Genomic DNA, 15725 nt, shown 5'->3' with positions numbered 1-15725 from the left:
GCCCATCCACTTCTCGTCGTAACGGCCGATTCTCGCAATCGGCGGCCATAGTTTGCATCAATCGCCTGCGAATAGCAAAACCACGCAGGAGCCTCTCAGCGTTTGCTCGGTGTTCAACTTCCGGCACGCCCGCGGTATTCCCCGGAAGTCCCCCGTTCTCGTGGCATTCTGGGCCGGAACGAACGCGAGCTCGGAAGGCATCACAATGCAGGATTTGAAGGTCATCGGGGTCGAGAACGGTGCGATCGTCGCCGTCGGCGACGACGGTGAACGCTTCCGCATCGCCGTCGACGACACGCTGCAGTCGAAGATCCGGCAGGTGCGGCAGCAGGTCTCCGCCGAAGCCCCCAAACTGTCGCCGCGCGAGATCCAGGCGCACATCCGCTCCGGCATGTCAGCCGACGACGTCGCCGCCGTCACGGGCGCGCCCCTGGACTACGTCCAGCGCTTCGAGGGCCCGATCGTCGCCGAGCGCGAGCACGTCGTCGCGAGCGCCCTCAGCGTCCCGGTCCGCACCGCGGCCGAGGTCGACCCGCTGGGCGAACCGGACACGTTCGGCTCCGTCATCCGCGACCGCCTCGCCTCGCTCGGCGTCTCCGGCGAGCGCTGGGCGAGCTGGAAGGACGTCGAGACCGGCTGGATCGTCAAGCTCGAGTTCACCGCGGACGAGATCGACCACGACGCCCGCTGGAGCTACGACCTGCGCAAGCACGCGCTCGCCCCGCTCAACTCCGAGGCGACCACCCTCTCGCAGGCCGGCGAGTTGCGCGGCGGCGCCCTCATCCCGCGCCTGCGCGCCGTCCTGCCGCACGAGGGCGAGCCGGACAGCTCGCGCTTCGACAGCGGCGCCTTCACCTTCCCCGCCCCTGGCGTGGACCTGCTCGGCCCGGAGGTCACCCAGCCGCTCGAGCCGCTGGAGCCGCACGCTCCGGGCCGCGCCAGCAACTCCATCGCGGTCTCCGCGATCAAGCGCGCCGACGAGACCCCGCGCGACCTGCACCAGACGGCGGACCTCCTGGAGGCCCTGCGCCGCCGCCGCGGCGAGCGCGAGGCGGCCGGCTACGACGAGCCGGCCCCGCGCAACGACCGCGCCGACCGCAGCGGCCGCCACGAGCAGGTCGAGCAGCCGACGCTCCTCGACCCGATCACGCCGTTCCGGGTGGTCGAGGAGACCATCACGGTCATCGAGGAGTTCGGGCCCCCGCCGGCCGGGCCGTCCGCCGGCCGCCCGGAGGAGAGCGCCCAAACGCCCACGACTGCTCCGACGCCGCCACCCGCTCCGTCCCAGCTGTCCTCCACCTCGGAGCAGACGCCCGTCTCCGGAGGCCGCCGCAAGGGCCGCGCCGCGATGCCGAGCTGGGACGAGATCGTGTTCGGCGCCCGTACGGACGACGACCTGGCCTGAAGGCGGTCGCCCCCAGGCGTGGCTACGCGGCCGCCCCGAACCGCAGCAGTGGCACCCGGGTCTCCTCCACCGTGAGCGAGCCGTGCTGCCCGATCATGCTGCGCCCAGTGCGCTGCGGGTCGCGGGAGTCGTAGTAGGCGATGCGCCTGCGCGCCGCGACCAGCACGTCGCCGATCCGCGGCGCGACCTCCGGGGCCACAACCGGTCCGAACCAGCCGGCCGCGATCGCCTCGGCGCGGGTGGCGACCCAGGAGCGGGCGCCCTCCACCTCGCGCCAGCGCGCCGCGACGTCGGCCGGGCTCGCGTCCGCCTCGGTATAGAGGTGCAGCAGCCGCGGCTCGCCCGCGACCTCCGCGACGCCCTCCAGCAGCTCGGGGGCGGTGTCGTAGAGCACATGCCCGCTCTCGGGGATGTCGATGATGCCGTGGTCGGCGGTGACCAGCACGCCCTGGCCCGGGCCGAGGGTCGCCGCCAGCTGTGCCACCAGGGCGTCCAGCGTCTCCAGCTCGGCCGTCCAGCGCGGTGACTCCCAGCCGCGCGCGTGGGCGGCCTGGTCGAGCTCGGCGACATAGAGATAGGTGAGCGCGGGGCCCGGGGTGCGCAGGACCTCGCGCGCGGCGTCGAAGCGGTCGGCCATCGTGCGGCCGCCGATGAACTCCGCGCCGCGCAGCACGGCGTGCGTGAAGCCGGAGTCCGCGTAGGCGGGGACGCCGAGCGCGTAGGAGGCGACGCCGTCGGACGCGGCCCGCTCGAACACCGTCTCGGCGCGCTGCCAGGTGGCCGGGTCCATCCGGTCGTCCCAGCCGTTGAGCTGGTTGGTCAGCCGGCCCGCGTCGTCGCGGACGCGGTAGCCGACGAGGCCGTGCTCACCCGGCGTGGTGCCGGTGGTCAGCGTCGCGAGGGCGGCGGCCGTCGTGGTCGGGAAGCCGGCGTCGATCGTCGTCGTCTTCGCGAGCCGGGAGGCCAGGGTCCTGGCGTGGCCCTCGCGAGCGCGCAGCGCTGCGGCGCCGAGCCCGTCGACCACGACGACGACCGCGTGCTCCAGCGGGGGCAGCCCGAGGTCGTTCGCCTGCCCGCGGAGCGCCCCCAGGGAACTCGGCATTACCGTGGCGAGGCTCGCTCGGGTGGTGAACGCGGCCGGTAGCATGGGGGGCATCCGGCCCAGTCTGTCACAGCTGGACGGACGGGAGCCGTCGAACCCCGCGCCTCCTGCCGCCCCATCCACGAATGCACGAATGACACCAGCAGACGATCAGGCCGCCACCACCGAACGCATCGAAGACGTCGACGTCACGACCGAGATGCAGGGCTCGTTCCTGGAGTACGCGTACTCCGTCATCTACTCGCGGGCGCTCCCCGACGCCCGGGACGGCCTGAAGCCCGTGCAGCGGCGCATCCTCTACATGATGACCGAGATGGGCCTGCGCCCCGACCGCGGCCATGTCAAGTCGGCGCGCGTCACCGGCGAGGTGATGGGCAAGCTGCACCCGCACGGCGACAGCGCCATCTACGACGCGCTCGTGCGGATGGCCCAGGACTTCACCCTGCGCGTCCCGCTGGTCGACGGCCACGGCAACTTCGGCTCGCTGGACGACGGCCCCGCCGCCGCCCGCTACACGGAGGCCCGCCTCGCCGCCGCTGCGCTCGCGCTCACCGAGGACCTCGACGAGGACGTCGTCGACTTCGTCCCCAACTACGACAACCAGCTCCTGCAGCCGGACGTGCTGCCCGCCGCGTTCCCCAACCTCCTGGTCAACGGCGCCAGCGGCATCGCGGTCGGCATGGCCACCAACATGGCCCCGCACAACCTGGTGGAGGTCGTCGGCGCCGCCCGCCACCTCCTGGCGAACCCGGACGCCACGCTCGACGAGCTGATGGACTACGTGCCCGGCCCCGACCTGCCGAGCGGGGGCACCATTGCGGGCCTCGCCGGCGTGCGCGACGCGTACGCGACGGGCCGCGGCAGCTTCCGGATGCGAGCCAAGGTCGGCGTCGAGTCGATCACCGCCCGCAAGAGCGGCCTGGTCGTCACCGAGCTCCCCTACGGCGTCGGCCCGGAGCGCGTGATCGAGAAGATCAAGGACGGCGTCAACGCGAAGAAGCTGAACGGCATCTCCGACGTCACCGACCTCTCCGACCGGCAGCACGGCCTCCGCCTCGTGATCGGCATCAAGACCGGGTTCAGCCCGGAGGCCGTCCTCGAGCAGCTCTACCGGCACACGCCGCTGGAGGAGGGCTTCGCGATCAACAACGTCGCCCTGGTCGCGGGCGGCCCGCAGACCCTCGGCCTGCAGGAGTTGCTGCGCGTCTACCTCGACCACCGGATCAGCGTGGTCACCCGGCGCTCCGAGTTCCGGCTCGCGCGCCGCAAGGAGCGCCTGCACCTCGTCGAGGGCCTCCTCATCGCGATCCTCGACATCGACGAGGTCATCCAGGTCATCCGCACCTCGGACGACACCGACCAGGCGCGCACGCGGCTCCAGCAGGTGTTCGACCTCAGCACGCTGCAGGCCGACTACATCCTGGAGCTGCGACTGCGCCGGCTCACCCGGTTCTCCCGGATCGAGCTGGAGACCGAGCGCGACCAGCTGGCGGCCGAGATCGCCGAGCTCGAGGAGATCCTCGGCAGCAAGACACGCATCGAGGGACTCGTCTCCGACGAGCTGGAGCAGGTCGCCGTGAAGTTCGGCACCCCGCGCCGCACGCTGCTCACCGAGGCGAAGCCGTCCATCGCGGGCGCGGGTTCGCGCAGCAAGGCGATGACGGTGCAGCTGGAGGTCGCCGACGTCCCCTGCCGCGTCTACCTGTCGACCACCGGCCGGATCCTGCGCGTGGACGCGGGCGCCGGGGAGGGCGAGGGCCTCGACCGCATCCAGCCGCCGGCCCGCCGCAGCAAGCACGACGCGATCCTGTCCCGGCTCGACACCACGAGCCGCAGCGAGATCGGCGCGGTCACCGACCGCGGCCGGCTGATCCGGTTCTCCCCCGTCGACCTCCCGGCCGCCCCGCTCAACTCGGTGCAGCTCGGCGCGGGCGTGAAAGTGGCCGACTACCTGGCGCTGGCCGACCGCAAGGAGCGCGTGCTCGCCCTGGTCTCCCTCGACGCCCCGCAGGCGATCGCGCTCGGCACCCGCCAAGGCGTGGTCAAGCGGGTGACGCCGGGCGACTGGGCCAACAAGCCGGAGTTCGAGGTCATCACCCTGAAGGCGGGCGACTCCGTCGTCGGCGCCGTGCAGTGCGCGGACGACGCCGAGCTCGTGTTCGTCGCCAGCGACTCCCAGCTGCTCCGGTTCTCCGCCGGCTCGGTGCGCCCGCAGGGCCGCGCGGCCGGCGGCATGGCCGGCATCAACCTGGCCGCCGACGCCCGGGTGGTGTTCTTCGGCGCGGTGGAGGCCGGCGAGCGCGACGAGGCCGTGGTCGTCACGATCGCGGTCAGCGACCAGACCCTCCCCGGCGCGGACCCCGGCAGCGGCAAGGTGAGCGACTTCGCGGAGTTCCCGGCCAAGGGCCGCGCGACCGGCGGCGTCCGCTCGCAGCGCTTCCTCAAGGGCGAGACCGAGCTGGCGCTCGCCTGGGTCGGCGCCGCGCCCGCCCTGGCGGTCGGCGCCGACGGCGCCGCGCGCGTCCTCCCCGAGGGCGGCGCCCGCCGCGACGGCTCCGGCACCCCCCTCGACATGGTGGTCAGCAGCATCGGCCGCCGCCTCGCCTGACGGCAACGGAGGACATCCGCTCGCGCCCGCGGCGTGTCGGCAGCTAACGGAGGACATCCGCCCGTCCTGGCCCCGGATCTCCTCCGGTACCGACGCGCGCAGGCCTGAAGTTGACGCGCGGGGCCGTAGCTAACGGAGGAGATCCCGGCCACCGCGGCCGGGATCTCCTCCATTGACTGCTTCCGGCCGGCGTGTCGCCCCGGATCTCCTCCGTTGCCTACGCGTCGATGCGCGCGCGGGACAGGTCGTCCGCGCCCGCGATGATGAACTCCTTGCGTGGCGCGACGTCGTTCCCCATCAGCAGCTCGAACACGCGGTTGGCCGCCTCGGCGTCGGACACGCGCACCCGGCGCAGGGTGCGGTGGGCGCGGTCCATCGTCGTGGTGGCGAGCTGGTCGGCGTCCATCTCGCCGAGGCCCTTGTACCGCTGGATGGGCTCCTGGTACTTGCGGCCGCGCTTCTTGAGGTCGGCCAGCACCGCCTGGAGCTCCGCCTCCGAGTAGGTGTAGATCGTCTCGTTCGGTTTCGAACCGGGGTTGATCGCCACCACCCGGTGCAGCGGGGGCACGGCGGCGAAGACCCGGCCCTCTTCGATCATCGGCCGCATGTAGCGGAAGAAGAGGGTGAGCAGCAGCGTCCGGATGTGGGCGCCGTCGACGTCGGCGTCCGACATGATGATGACCTTGCCGTACCGCGCAGAGCCGAGCTCGAACGAGCGTCCGGAGCCCGCACCGATCACCTGGATGATGGCCGCGCACTCCGCGTTGGAGAGCATGTCGGAGACCGACGCCTTCTGCACGTTGAGGATCTTTCCGCGGATCGGCAGCAGCGCCTGGTACTCGCTGTCCCGCGCGCGCCGCGCGGTGCCGAGCGCCGAGTCGCCCTCCACGATGAACAGCTCGCTGTTGGCCACGTCGCTCGACCGGCAGTCCACCAGCTTCGCCGGCAGCGAGGAGGTCTCCAGCGCGTTCTTGCGGCGCTGCGTCTCCTTGTGGGCGCGGGCCGAGATCCGCGACTTCATCTCCGCGACGACCTTGTCGAGCACGAGCGCCGACTGCGCCTTGTCGTCGCGCTTGGTCGAGGCGAAGCGCTCGGCGAGGGTCTTCTGGATGACGTTGGCCACGATCGTGCGCACCGCCGGCGTGCCGAGGACCTCCTTGGTCTGACCCTCGAACTGCGGCTCGGGGAGGCGCACGGTCAGCACGGCCGTGAGCCCGGCCATGACGTCGTCCTTCTCCAGCTTGTCCGTGCCCGCCTTCAGCCGGCGCGCGTTCAGCTCGACCTGCTGGCGCAGGAACTTCAGCAGTCCCTGGTCGAAGCCGGTCTGGTGGCTGCCGCCCTTCGGGGTCGCGATGATGTTCACGAACGAGCGCATCACGGTGTCGTAGCCGGTCCCCCAGCGCAGCGCGATGTCCACCTGGCACTCGCGCTTGAGCTCGGTCGGCACCATCGCGCCGCCGTCGGAGAGCACCGGCACGGTCTCGGTGAAGTGGCCCTCGCCGGTGAGCCGCCAGGTCTCCGTGATCGGGCTGTCCGGCGCCAGGAAGTCAACGAACTCCGAGATGCCGCCGTCGTAGCTGAAGGTGGTGCGCTCGCCCTCCGGGGAGCGCTGGTCGTCGATCGTGATGGCCAGACCGGGAACGAGGAACGCCGTCTGCCGGGCGCGGCCGATGAGGTCGTCCACCGAGAACTCGGCACCCGCCGTGAACACCTGCCGGTCGGCCCAGTACCGGATGCGCGTGCCGGTGACACCCTTGGCGACCTTGCCCGCGACCCGCAGCTCGCTGCCGCTGACGAACGGCGAGAATTTCGCGTCGGGGCTCGGCGCGGCCTTCCCGTCGTCGAACACGCCGGGCTCGCCGCGGTGGAAGGACATCGCCCAGGTCTTGCCGTCGCGGTCGACCTCGACGTCGAGCCGCTCCGAGAGCGCGTTGACGACCGACGCGCCGACGCCGTGCAGGCCGCCGGAGGCGGCATAGGAGCCGGTGCCGAACTTGCCGCCGGCGTGCAGTTTGGTGAACACGACCTCCACGCCGGTCAGCCCGGTCTTGGGCTCGACGTCGACCGGGATGCCGCGCGCCTTGTCGCGGACCTCCACGCTGTCGTCCGGGTGCAGGATGACCTCGATCGCGGTGCCGTGCCCGGCGAGCGCCTCGTCGACGGAGTTGTCGATGATCTCCCACAGGCAGTGCATGAGTCCGCGCGAGTCGGTGGAGCCGATGTACATGCCTGGGCGCTTGCGAACGGCCTCCAGGCCTTCGAGCACCGAGAGGTGCCTCGCCGAATAGTCCGAGCTCGCCACGAGCGCTCCTTGTGTTCCGTGCAGTGTTCTTCGGTCGCGGCGCACGCGGGTCCGCGGGCCGTGCATCCTCCAGGTTACGTGCTGCCCGCGACCTTCCCCGCCTCGACACCCACGGGCCCCATTGCTTCGCGTTGAGCGAAATAGCAGCCGATACGCGCCTCGTCACAGGGATTACGTGGTTCTATAGACGTACCGAGTTCACCGGTTGCGACGGAAAGGAGCATCACATGTCTACTATCACCTCGGAGAACGGTGCGGTTGACGAGCTCGAGTCGGGGCCGCAACTCACGGCCGCGGACCGCTGCGACAGCTGTGGCGCTCAGGCGTACATCCGCGTCGTCGTCAACAACGGCGAACTCCTCTTCTGCGCCCACCACGGCAAGAAGCACCAGGAGAAGCTCTCGCAGATCGCGCACAGCTGGCACGACGAGACCGCTCGTCTCTTCGAAGAGCAGCGCGCCTAGGTCACCGCGACCCACGCGAACGGGCTGAACGAACGATGGCAGGAGCCACCGGCGTCCGCAGGCGCGCATTCGTCGACCTCGATGTCATCCGTTCGAACGCCACCACCGCGGCCACCGCGCCGCTCCCCGACTGCACCGCCGATCTCCGCGCGGACGCGTACGGGCACGGGCTCATCCCCGTCGCCCGGGCGCTGACCGACGCGGGGGTCGGCGGTCTTCTCGTCTCCCGGGTGGAGGACGCCGCGGCCATCGCCGACGAGGGCATCCCCTTGCCCGTCACCGTCGGATTCCCGGCCGGACGCCACGCGAGCGGTCCCGCCAACCTGCTCGGCCCCGAACTGCTCGGGCTCACCGACGCTCCCGGCGTCGCCCCGGCGCTCCGCCTCACCGGCGAGATCATCGCGGTGAAGCGCGTCGGCGCCGACCGCGGCGTCTCCTACGGCTACACCTACCGCACCGCCCGCCCCAGCACGCTCGTGCTGGTCGCGCTCGGCTACGCCGACGGCATCCTGCGCGTCGCCTCCAACAAGGCGCCCGTGCTGGTCGGCGAGACCACCGGCCGCATCACCGGCCGCATCGCGATGGACCAGTTCGTCGTCGACATCGGCGACGCCGAGGCGCAGCCGGGCGACCCGGTGGTGCTGTTCGGCGACCCGGCGCGCGGCGAGCCGACCGCACTCGACTGGGAGGCCGCGCTGGGCGTCGCCGCTCCGGTCATCACCAGCCGGCTGGGCCGCCGCATCGAGCGGCACTACGGGCACTGGACGAGGAAGGCGGCCCCTGTGATGAGGAGGACGCCGTGACCATCGTCGACGCGATCGCGGAGCCGCTCCCCCGGGCCGTCATCGACCTGGCCGCCCTCCGCCGGAACGTGGCGCACCTGACCGCGCTGATCTCCCCGGCCGAGACGATGCTCGCCGTGAAGGCCGACGCCTACGGGCACGGCCTGCTGCCCATCGCCGAGGCGGGGCTGGAGGCGGGTGCGACCTCCCTGGCGGTGCTGGAGGTCCCTGCCGGGCTCGTCCTGCGCCGCGCCGGCATCACCGTCCCGCTGCTGGCCTGGCTGCACGGCGAGGACACCGACTGGCGTGCGGCGATCGAGGCCGACATCGAGCTCGGGATCTCGGCGGTCTGGCAGCTGGAGGCGATCGCGGCCGCGGCCGCCGACCGGCCCGCCGTGGTGCACCTGAAGGTCGACACCGGTCTCAGCCGCAACGGCGCCACCCGGGAGCAGTGGCCGCACCTCATCGACGCCGCTCTGGAGCTCCAGCGGCAGGGCGTTGTGAGGATCCGCGCGGCCTGGTCGCACCTGGCCGACGCCTCCATCGCCGACGACGAGGCCGCCCTCGCGGAGTTCCGCAGCGCAGTCGCCGAGGCCGAGGAGCGCGGCGCGCGGTTCGAGATCCTGCACCTCGCGGCGAGCTCGGCCGGCATCCGGATGCCCGAGGCCCGCTTCGACCTGGTGCGCTTCGGGATCGCGGCTTACGGCTTCTCGCCGTTCGACGACTGCACCGGCGCCGAGCTGGGCCTGGAGCCGGTGATGCGGCTGGAGGCGCCGGTCGTGGAGATCCACGTCGGCGGCACCACGCGCGCGCGGCTCGGGATCGGCTTCGGCGATGGCGTCCCGGTGCTCGGCATCGCCAAGACCTCGGTGCTCCTCGGCGGCCGGCGCTGCCCGGTGGTCACGGTGGACGTCGACACGATGACGGTCGACGCCGGCTCGGCGCGTGTCGCGGTGGGAGACACCGCGATCCTCTTCGGCAGCGGCCACGACGGGACGGTCACGGCCGAGAAGTACGCCGACTGGGCCGAGACGATCGCCGACGAGATGGTCACCGGCGTCGCGCTCCGCGTCCCCCGCATTTACGAGAACTGACGCCCCACCCCATCCGTTCCGGAGTTATGCACGGGCCGAGGCGGCGTGTCGCGTACACGACTCCGGAACGGATCGCGTGGGCAGCCTCAGACGGCGACGCCGAGGCGGGCGCCGATCGCCCGGCGCGCGTTGGCGGCGTAGCGGTCGACGCGCTCGGTCTGCGTGACCGGGGGCAGCTCGCCGCGCAGCGCGGTCTGCAGCATCCGGTCGGCCAGGACCGGGTTCATCGGGAGGACCGGCCCGTGCAGATGGGTGCCGATCGCGTTCCCGATCACCACGCCCTCCGTCTTGTCTCCGTTGCCGAAACCGCTGACGACGTCGCCGAGCGGGGCGGCTCCGGAAGCGTCGGCGCCGAACGTCGTCGTCGCGGAGTGGTTCTCGAACCCGGCGAGGATCCCTCCGTCGCGCATGCGGACGACGACCTCGGCCACGTGGCGGCGCGATCCCAGCACCGCGCGCGTCGGGAACACCCGGGCGCCGGCGATAGTCTCGCCGTCCGGCGTCTCGATCTCCTCGCCGAGGAGCTGCCAGCCGCCCGCGATGGCGAGGATCGGCACTCCGGCGTCGCGCCACTGCCGCAGCCGCGGCGCGATCCGGGCCACGTCCTCGGCGACGGCGCGCTGCGAGGACAGCGGGCCGGATCCGATGTGCACGATGTCGGCGCTGGGCGGCAGCTCCGCGCCCGGCGCGTGCGAGACAACGTCGACGTCCACCCCTCGCCAGCGCGCGCGCTCCGCCAGGGCGAGCACATTGCCGGCGTCGCCGTTGATCCCGAGCTCGCGCGGGTAGAGGTGCAGGATGCGCAGGACGGTCACTTCTCGCCGCCTTCCAGGTCGAGGAAGCCCAGCTGCTTGCGGATGGCCATCATCTGCTCGTAGTTCACGATCATCGTCTTGGTGCCGCGCGAGGGCTTCGGCAGGGCGAGGAACGCCTGCAGCGCCGGCCGGAGCTCGGGCATCACCTGGTCGACCTCGATGCCTGCATACGCGAACCGGGTCGCGAACTGCCAGGCCTTGGTGCCGGAGACGATGTCCACGTGCTCCAGCTTGGAGAGGTCGATGTCGTAGACCCAGGACGGGTCGGGGGTGCCCTCGTCGACCGCGACGAACACCTGCTCCGGGCTGTGCGCCAGGTAGTCGAGGTTGAGCTGCAGGCTCGGCGGGTTCTTCATCATGATGATCTCGATGTCCTCGTCGCCGACCTTCAGCGTCTCGCCGCGGCCGTAGACCGTGCGCAGCGAGCTCATCGCCGCGACCACGGCGCCCGCGGTGAAGTCGTCGCCGAGCAGCCGCCGGGCCATCGCCGTCGCCCCCGCGGCGTCCACCGCGTAGTGCAGGCCGCGCGCCGGCAGGCCGATCCGGATGGACTCGCCGCCCATCGTCAGCTGCGCGCTCTGGGTCTCCAGCTTGCTGACGAACACGGCGGGCACCGGGAGGGCGCCGGCGGCGACGCCGGAGAAGTCAGCGACATTGGCGAGGCCGTTCGGCGACGACTCGATGATGGCGGGCGCCACCGCGAAGGTCGTCACGTCGCGTCCGGCCGCCGAGAGCTCGGCGCCGACCCGGGCGAGGCTGTCGTCGTCGGCATTCACCACGACGAACTCGCTGGACCGCTCCGCGATGGTGCGGAGCATCCCGATCACGCGGGTGGGCTCGAAGAAGCGGTTCAACTGGTCGATCTGGACGTTGAGCAGCAGCGAGGCGCGCGGCTTCAGCACCGTCGCGAGGTCGACGCCGTAGGCCTCGTCCACCTCGATCACCCCCACGTCCCCGCGGACGTAGCCGTCGAGCGGGACGTCCGCCAGCAGCGCGGAGGCGATCCCCTGCGGCAGGTTGCCGCCGGACGGGTTGGTGAAGACGTTCAGCCCGTGCTCGCGCAGGATCGCGGTGAGCATGTTGGTGGTCGTCGACTTGCCGTTCGATCCGGAGACGAAAACCACGCCGAGCGGGAGACGGCTGACCGCGCGCTCGAGGAACTTCGGCGCGATCGCGAGCGCGACCCGCCCCGGCACCGCGGAGCCGCCTCCCCGCAGGCGCAGCAGCCGGCGGGCGAGGCGGCCGGCGATGACCGCCAGTCGATAGCGCACCTTACTCGAGGTAGTCGCGCAGCGACTGCGAGCGGGACGGGTGGCGCAGCTTCGCCATCGTCTTCGACTCGATCTGCCGGATGCGCTCCCGCGTCACGCCGAAGGTGTCGCCGATCTGGTCGAGCGTCTTCGGCATGCCGTCGCCCAGGCCGAAGCGCATGCGGATCACGCCCGCCTCGCGCTCGGAGAGGGAGTCGAGGAGGCTCTCCAGCTGCTTCTGCAGCATGGTGAAGCCGACCGCGTCGGCCGGCACGACCGCCTCGGTGTCCTCGATCAGGTCGCCGAACTCGCTGTCGCCGTCCTCACCCAGCGGGGTGTGGAGCGAGATGGGCTCGCGACCGTACTTCTGCACCTCGATGACCTTCTCGGGGGTCATGTCGAGCTCCTTGGAGAGCTCTTCCGGGGTGGGCTCGCGGCCGAGGTCCTGCAGCATCTGCCGCTGGACGCGGGCCAGCTTGTTGATGACCTCCACCATGTGCACCGGGATGCGGATGGTGCGGGCCTGGTCGGCCATCGCGCGGGTGATCGCCTGACGGATCCACCAGGTGGCGTAGGTCGAGAACTTGAAGCCCTTGGTGTAGTCGAACTTCTCCACGGCGCGGATCAGACCGAGGTTGCCCTCCTGGATCAGGTCCAGGAACTGCATGCCGCGGCCGGTGTAGCGCTTGGCGAGGCTCACCACGAGGCGGAGGTTGGCGCCGAGCAGGTGGCTCTTCGCGCGCTGGCCGTCGCGGGCGACCCAGCGCAGCTCGCGCTCGAGCTCCTTGGGCATGTTCGGGGTGTTCGCGAGCTTGTCCTCCGCGAACAGGCCGGCCTCGATGCGCATCGCGAGCTCGACCTCCTCCGCGGCGTTCAGCAGCGGGACCTTGCCGATCTGCTTCAGGTAGTCCTTGACCGGGTCGGCGGTCGCGCCGGTGATCGTCGTGGAGTAGACGGGGATGTCGTCGTCCTCGTCCACGGCGCGCAGCACGAGCGCGTCGGTGGGCAGCGGCGCCTCGGCTGCGGCCTGGACGGCCGCGGCCTCGCCCTTCGGACCGGACTCCTCGGCGTCGTCCGCCTCCGCGTCGTCGCCCTCGGACTCCTCGGCGTCGTCGCCCTCGGCGGCGTCGTCCGCCACGTCTGCGGTGTCGTCCTCGTCGATCTCGACCTCGGCGTCCTCGTCGAGCTCCTCGTCGTCGTCGCCCTTGGCCTTGGTGGCGGCCTTCTTGGGCGCGGCCTTCTTCGCCGGAGCCTTGGCCGTCGTCTTCTTCGCCGCCGGCGTGCTGGCCGCAGCGGTCTCCTCGGTCTCCTCGACCGCCTCGGCCTCGCGGGCCTTGGTTGCTGCACGGGTTGCCATGTGCCTACCTTCCATACAAGCGAGGGCTATCAAACCGGGTGGGAGGGCAGTGGTGCGTCCCCCGTAACGCCTGCCTGAGGTCGCGTGCGGACATTACTAAGACCCATGTCAAGTCTTGGGCTGTCGCGCCGGGCACCATCGAGTGCTCCGACCCCAGGACATGAACGGGTCCAGGTATCAATTATTGCACGTTCTCGCCAGGCTCCCGACCATCTCGCCTTCGCCAAGCGTCAACCAGTGCAACCCACAACGGGGCCACTTCTATTCCCTCCTCCTCCGCGAGGAGGCGGCGGGTGCGCCGGCGGGCGCGGACGAGGAACACGACGCCGAGCCCGATGATCACGTACTGCACGGCGAACGCCCAGCGGAAGGAGTCCAGGGCGTACAGGCCGGCGACCGTGTGGGCGGTGTTCTGGGCGTCGAGGGCGACGCCGATGAGGAACATCATCACGAAGCTCGCGAGGAAGCCGCCGACGTTCACGATCCCGTTGGCGGAGCCGAGGCTGTGCAGCGGGTTGGAGGTGCGGGCGAAGTCGAACCCGATCAGCGAGCCGGGGCCGCCGATCCCGATCGCGACCAGCACGAGGATCAGCAGCCAGAGCGGCGGCGTCCCCGGCCAGAGCAGCAGGAGCGCCCAGACGATCCCCATCATCGCGACGATCGCCAGCACGAGGTTGCTGCGCCGGAGCGGGAAGCGCGCGGTCAGCAGCCCGAGGATCGGGCCGGCGATCAGGCCGGCGACGACCGACACGATGAGGAGGCCGCTCGCCTCGGCCGGGTCGATGCCGAGGGCGAAGACCATGAACGGCAGGCCCCACATCAGGCTGAACACGGTCCCGGACGACTGCGTCGTGAAGTGCGACCAGAACCCGAGCTGCGTGCCCGGTCGCGCGAGACTGATCCGCAGCTGACGCATCGACTCCCGCCAGGTCGCCGGACGCGGTCCCTCGCTCGACCCGAGCGGCCGGTCGCGGATGGCGGCGACGATCCCGACGAGGGCGACGACGGAGACCGAGGCCGCGCTCAGGAACGCGGTGGTCCAGCCGGACTGGTGCAGGAGCAGCGCGAACGGGATGGCGGACAGCACCTGCCCGAGCTGGCCGATGTTGCCGATCCACTGCGACAGCTGCGGCACGATCCGGCCGCTGAACCACGAGTTCACCAGCCGCATGAGGGAGTTGAAGACCGTCGCGTCCCCCGCTCCCACCAGGATGCGGCCGACGATCGCGAGCGCGATGGTCGGGGCGAAGGCGACGGTCACCTGCCCGACGACCATCAGGGCGGTGCCGGCGATCATCAGGGCCCGCGAGCCGACCCGGTCGATCAGCACGCCGACCGGGACCTGCATCGCCGCGTAGACGATGAGCTGGACGACCGCCATGGAGGAGAGGACGGCGGCGGAGACGTGGAACCGCTCGGTCGCGGCGACACCGGCGACGCCGATGCTCGTGCGCTGCATGACGGCGACCAGGTAGGCGAAGACCCCGATCCCGAAGATGACCCAGGACCGACGCGAATTCACCACACGATCCTACGCCCGCCGCACAGGCCGTCCCGTCATGCGGGCGGCGACGGCGGCTCGGCTCAGCGGTCGGTGCGCGGGTTCTCGTCGTCGCCGCGGCGGTCGTCGCCGTGCCGGCGGAAGGCGAGGAAGTTCTCGAGCTCCGCGGCGATCTCGTCGGCGCTCGGCAGCTCGCCGTCCCGGTCGGTCAGCGGCGAGCGGAGCTGCGTGTCCTCCATGTACGTGTCGTGCCGTTCCTCGAGCGTGCCGACGAGCTTGGCCAGCTCGGCGTTGCCCGCGACCTGCTCGTCGATGTTCGCGACGAACTCCCGGTCCTCCTCGCGTAGCCGGTCGGTCGGGAAGATCAGCCCGGTCGCGGCGCTGATGCTCTCCAGCCCGGAGATCGCCGCGGCGGGGTACTCGGTGTCGGCCAGGTAGTGCGGGATGAGCAGGACGAACCCGGCGATCGGGTACGACAGCTGCTGCAGCCGGTACTCCAGCAGGTGCAGGGCGTTGCCGGGCACCTGGGTTTGCGGCTTCCAGATCGACATCGCCTCGATCAGGTCGGAGCGGTTGCCGCTGACCGTCACGCCGATCGGCCGCGTGTGCGGGACCGGCATCGGGATGGAGTGCACCCAGGTGACGCTCTTGACCGCGAAGCGCTCGATGAGCCCCAGCACTGCCTCGGTGAAGGCCTCCCAGCGGAAGTCGGGCTCGAACCCGGAGAGGAAGAGGAACGGCTGGCGCAGCTCGTCGTAGACCAGGTGCAGCTTCAGCGTCGAGGGCTGGTAGTCGGCCAGGTGGTCCTGGTCGAAGTAGATGATCGGCCGGCGGGCGCGGTAGTCGAGAAGGATGTCCGCGTCGAACGTCGCGACGACCTCGCTGTCGAGCGTGCCGAGCAGGTAGGTGCCCAGCTGGCTGACGCCCGCTCCGGCGTCGGCGAACCCGGTGAGCCCCGCGATCAACGGGAGGCCCTCCGGCACCACCAGTGCCGGGTTGAGCTCGTACAGGTCCGCGGGGTCTCGCATAGTTCAACTCTAGGCCG

General features: G+C 71.3%; 12 protein-coding genes. 5 read left to right on the top strand and 7 right to left on the bottom strand.

The genetic code is table 11. The annotated features are described in order from the left end of the window. The first annotated feature begins 205 nt into the window (after nucleotides 1-205). Nucleotides 206-1405, top strand: a complete 1200-nt coding sequence (gene sepH / locus HNR13_RS10360; protein ID WP_179605680.1) for a septation protein SepH — start codon at nucleotides 206-208, stop codon at nucleotides 1403-1405. Between the two features lie 22 nt (nucleotides 1406-1427). On the opposite strand, the gene HNR13_RS10355 is transcribed toward sepH, so the two are convergent. Then, nucleotides 1428-2552 carry an alkaline phosphatase family protein gene (locus HNR13_RS10355; protein WP_179609344.1) on the bottom strand — a complete coding sequence of 375 codons (1125 nt, stop codon included), beginning with the start codon at nucleotides 2550-2552 and terminating at the stop codon, nucleotides 1428-1430. 88 nt (nucleotides 2553-2640) lie between these two features. Between HNR13_RS10355 and HNR13_RS10350 the strand changes: the two genes are divergently transcribed. Next, a complete protein-coding gene (locus HNR13_RS10350) occupies nucleotides 2641-5115 on the top strand; it encodes a DNA gyrase/topoisomerase IV subunit A (RefSeq protein WP_179605679.1) in 2475 nt (824 codons plus the stop codon). A 217-nt stretch (nucleotides 5116-5332) separates the two neighbouring features. On the opposite strand, the gene HNR13_RS10345 is transcribed toward HNR13_RS10350, so the two are convergent. After that, entirely contained in the window at nucleotides 5333-7417 is a 2085-nt protein-coding gene (locus HNR13_RS10345) for a DNA gyrase subunit B (protein ID WP_179605678.1), read from the bottom strand. A gap of 227 nt (nucleotides 7418-7644) precedes the next feature. On the opposite strand from HNR13_RS10345, the gene HNR13_RS10340 reads away from it, so the two are divergent. From HNR13_RS10340 to alr, 3 genes are read left to right on the top strand one after another with little or no spacing between them, the layout of a single operon-like run. Then, nucleotides 7645-7881 carry a DUF7455 domain-containing protein gene (locus tag HNR13_RS10340; protein WP_055915732.1) on the top strand — a complete coding sequence of 79 codons (237 nt, stop codon included), beginning with the start codon at nucleotides 7645-7647 and terminating at the stop codon, nucleotides 7879-7881. A 35-nt stretch (nucleotides 7882-7916) separates the two neighbouring features. Continuing rightward, nucleotides 7917-8684, top strand: coding sequence for an alanine racemase (locus HNR13_RS10335; protein ID WP_179605677.1), 768 nt, complete (start codon nucleotides 7917-7919; stop codon nucleotides 8682-8684). After that, nucleotides 8681-9757, top strand: coding sequence for an alanine racemase (alr, locus tag HNR13_RS10330; protein ID WP_179605676.1), 1077 nt, complete (start codon nucleotides 8681-8683; stop codon nucleotides 9755-9757). The genes HNR13_RS10335 and alr overlap by 4 nt, the downstream gene beginning before the upstream one ends. Before the next feature lie 86 nt (nucleotides 9758-9843). Here the strand turns inward: alr and HNR13_RS10325 are convergent, their stop codons facing one another. From HNR13_RS10325 to HNR13_RS10305, 5 genes are all read right to left on the bottom strand, one after another. Next, nucleotides 9844-10572 carry a cobyric acid synthase gene (locus HNR13_RS10325; protein ID WP_179605675.1) on the bottom strand — a complete coding sequence of 243 codons (729 nt, stop codon included), beginning with the start codon at nucleotides 10570-10572 and terminating at the stop codon, nucleotides 9844-9846. Further along, nucleotides 10569-11843 carry a MurT ligase domain-containing protein gene (locus HNR13_RS10320; protein WP_179605674.1) on the bottom strand — a complete coding sequence of 425 codons (1275 nt, stop codon included), beginning with the start codon at nucleotides 11841-11843 and terminating at the stop codon, nucleotides 10569-10571. Before HNR13_RS10320 ends, HNR13_RS10325 begins: the two co-directional genes overlap by 4 nt. 1 nt (nucleotide 11844) lies before the next feature. Then, nucleotides 11845-13179, bottom strand: a complete 1335-nt coding sequence (locus HNR13_RS10315) for an RNA polymerase sigma factor (protein WP_179605673.1) — start codon at nucleotides 13177-13179, stop codon at nucleotides 11845-11847. 181 nt (nucleotides 13180-13360) lie between these two features. Next, nucleotides 13361-14701, bottom strand: coding sequence for an MFS transporter (locus HNR13_RS10310; RefSeq protein ID WP_179605672.1), 1341 nt, complete (start codon nucleotides 14699-14701; stop codon nucleotides 13361-13363). A gap of 62 nt (nucleotides 14702-14763) precedes the next feature. After that, nucleotides 14764-15708: a proteasome assembly chaperone family protein gene (locus HNR13_RS10305; RefSeq protein WP_179605671.1), complete on the bottom strand. Its 945-nt coding sequence runs from the start codon at nucleotides 15706-15708 to the stop codon at nucleotides 14764-14766. Nucleotides 15709-15725 lie beyond the last annotated feature (17 nt).

This window comes from Leifsonia shinshuensis (genome assembly GCF_013410375.1).
Taxonomy (GTDB): Bacteria; Actinomycetota; Actinomycetes; order Actinomycetales; family Microbacteriaceae; genus Leifsonia; species Leifsonia shinshuensis.
This window is presented reverse-complemented; position numbering and strand designations above follow the sequence as displayed.

What these genes read in the sequence shown, in the direction of transcription:
- sepH (WP_179605680.1), top strand. Translation starts at nt 206, where the DNA reads ATGCAGGATTTGAAGGTCATCGGGGTCGAGAACGGTGCGATCGTCGCC.
- HNR13_RS10355 (WP_179609344.1), bottom strand. Translation starts at nt 2,552, where the DNA reads ATGCTACCGGCCGCGTTCACCACCCGAGCGAGCCTCGCCACGGTAATG.
- HNR13_RS10350 (WP_179605679.1), top strand. Translation starts at nt 2,641, where the DNA reads ATGACACCAGCAGACGATCAGGCCGCCACCACCGAACGCATCGAAGAC.
- HNR13_RS10340 (WP_055915732.1), top strand. Translation starts at nt 7,645, where the DNA reads ATGTCTACTATCACCTCGGAGAACGGTGCGGTTGACGAGCTCGAGTCG.
- HNR13_RS10335 (WP_179605677.1), top strand. Translation starts at nt 7,917, where the DNA reads ATGGCAGGAGCCACCGGCGTCCGCAGGCGCGCATTCGTCGACCTCGAT.
- HNR13_RS10315 (WP_179605673.1), bottom strand. Translation starts at nt 13,179, where the DNA reads ATGGCAACCCGTGCAGCAACCAAGGCCCGCGAGGCCGAGGCGGTCGAG.
- HNR13_RS10305 (WP_179605671.1), bottom strand. Translation starts at nt 15,708, where the DNA reads ATGCGAGACCCCGCGGACCTGTACGAGCTCAACCCGGCACTGGTGGTG.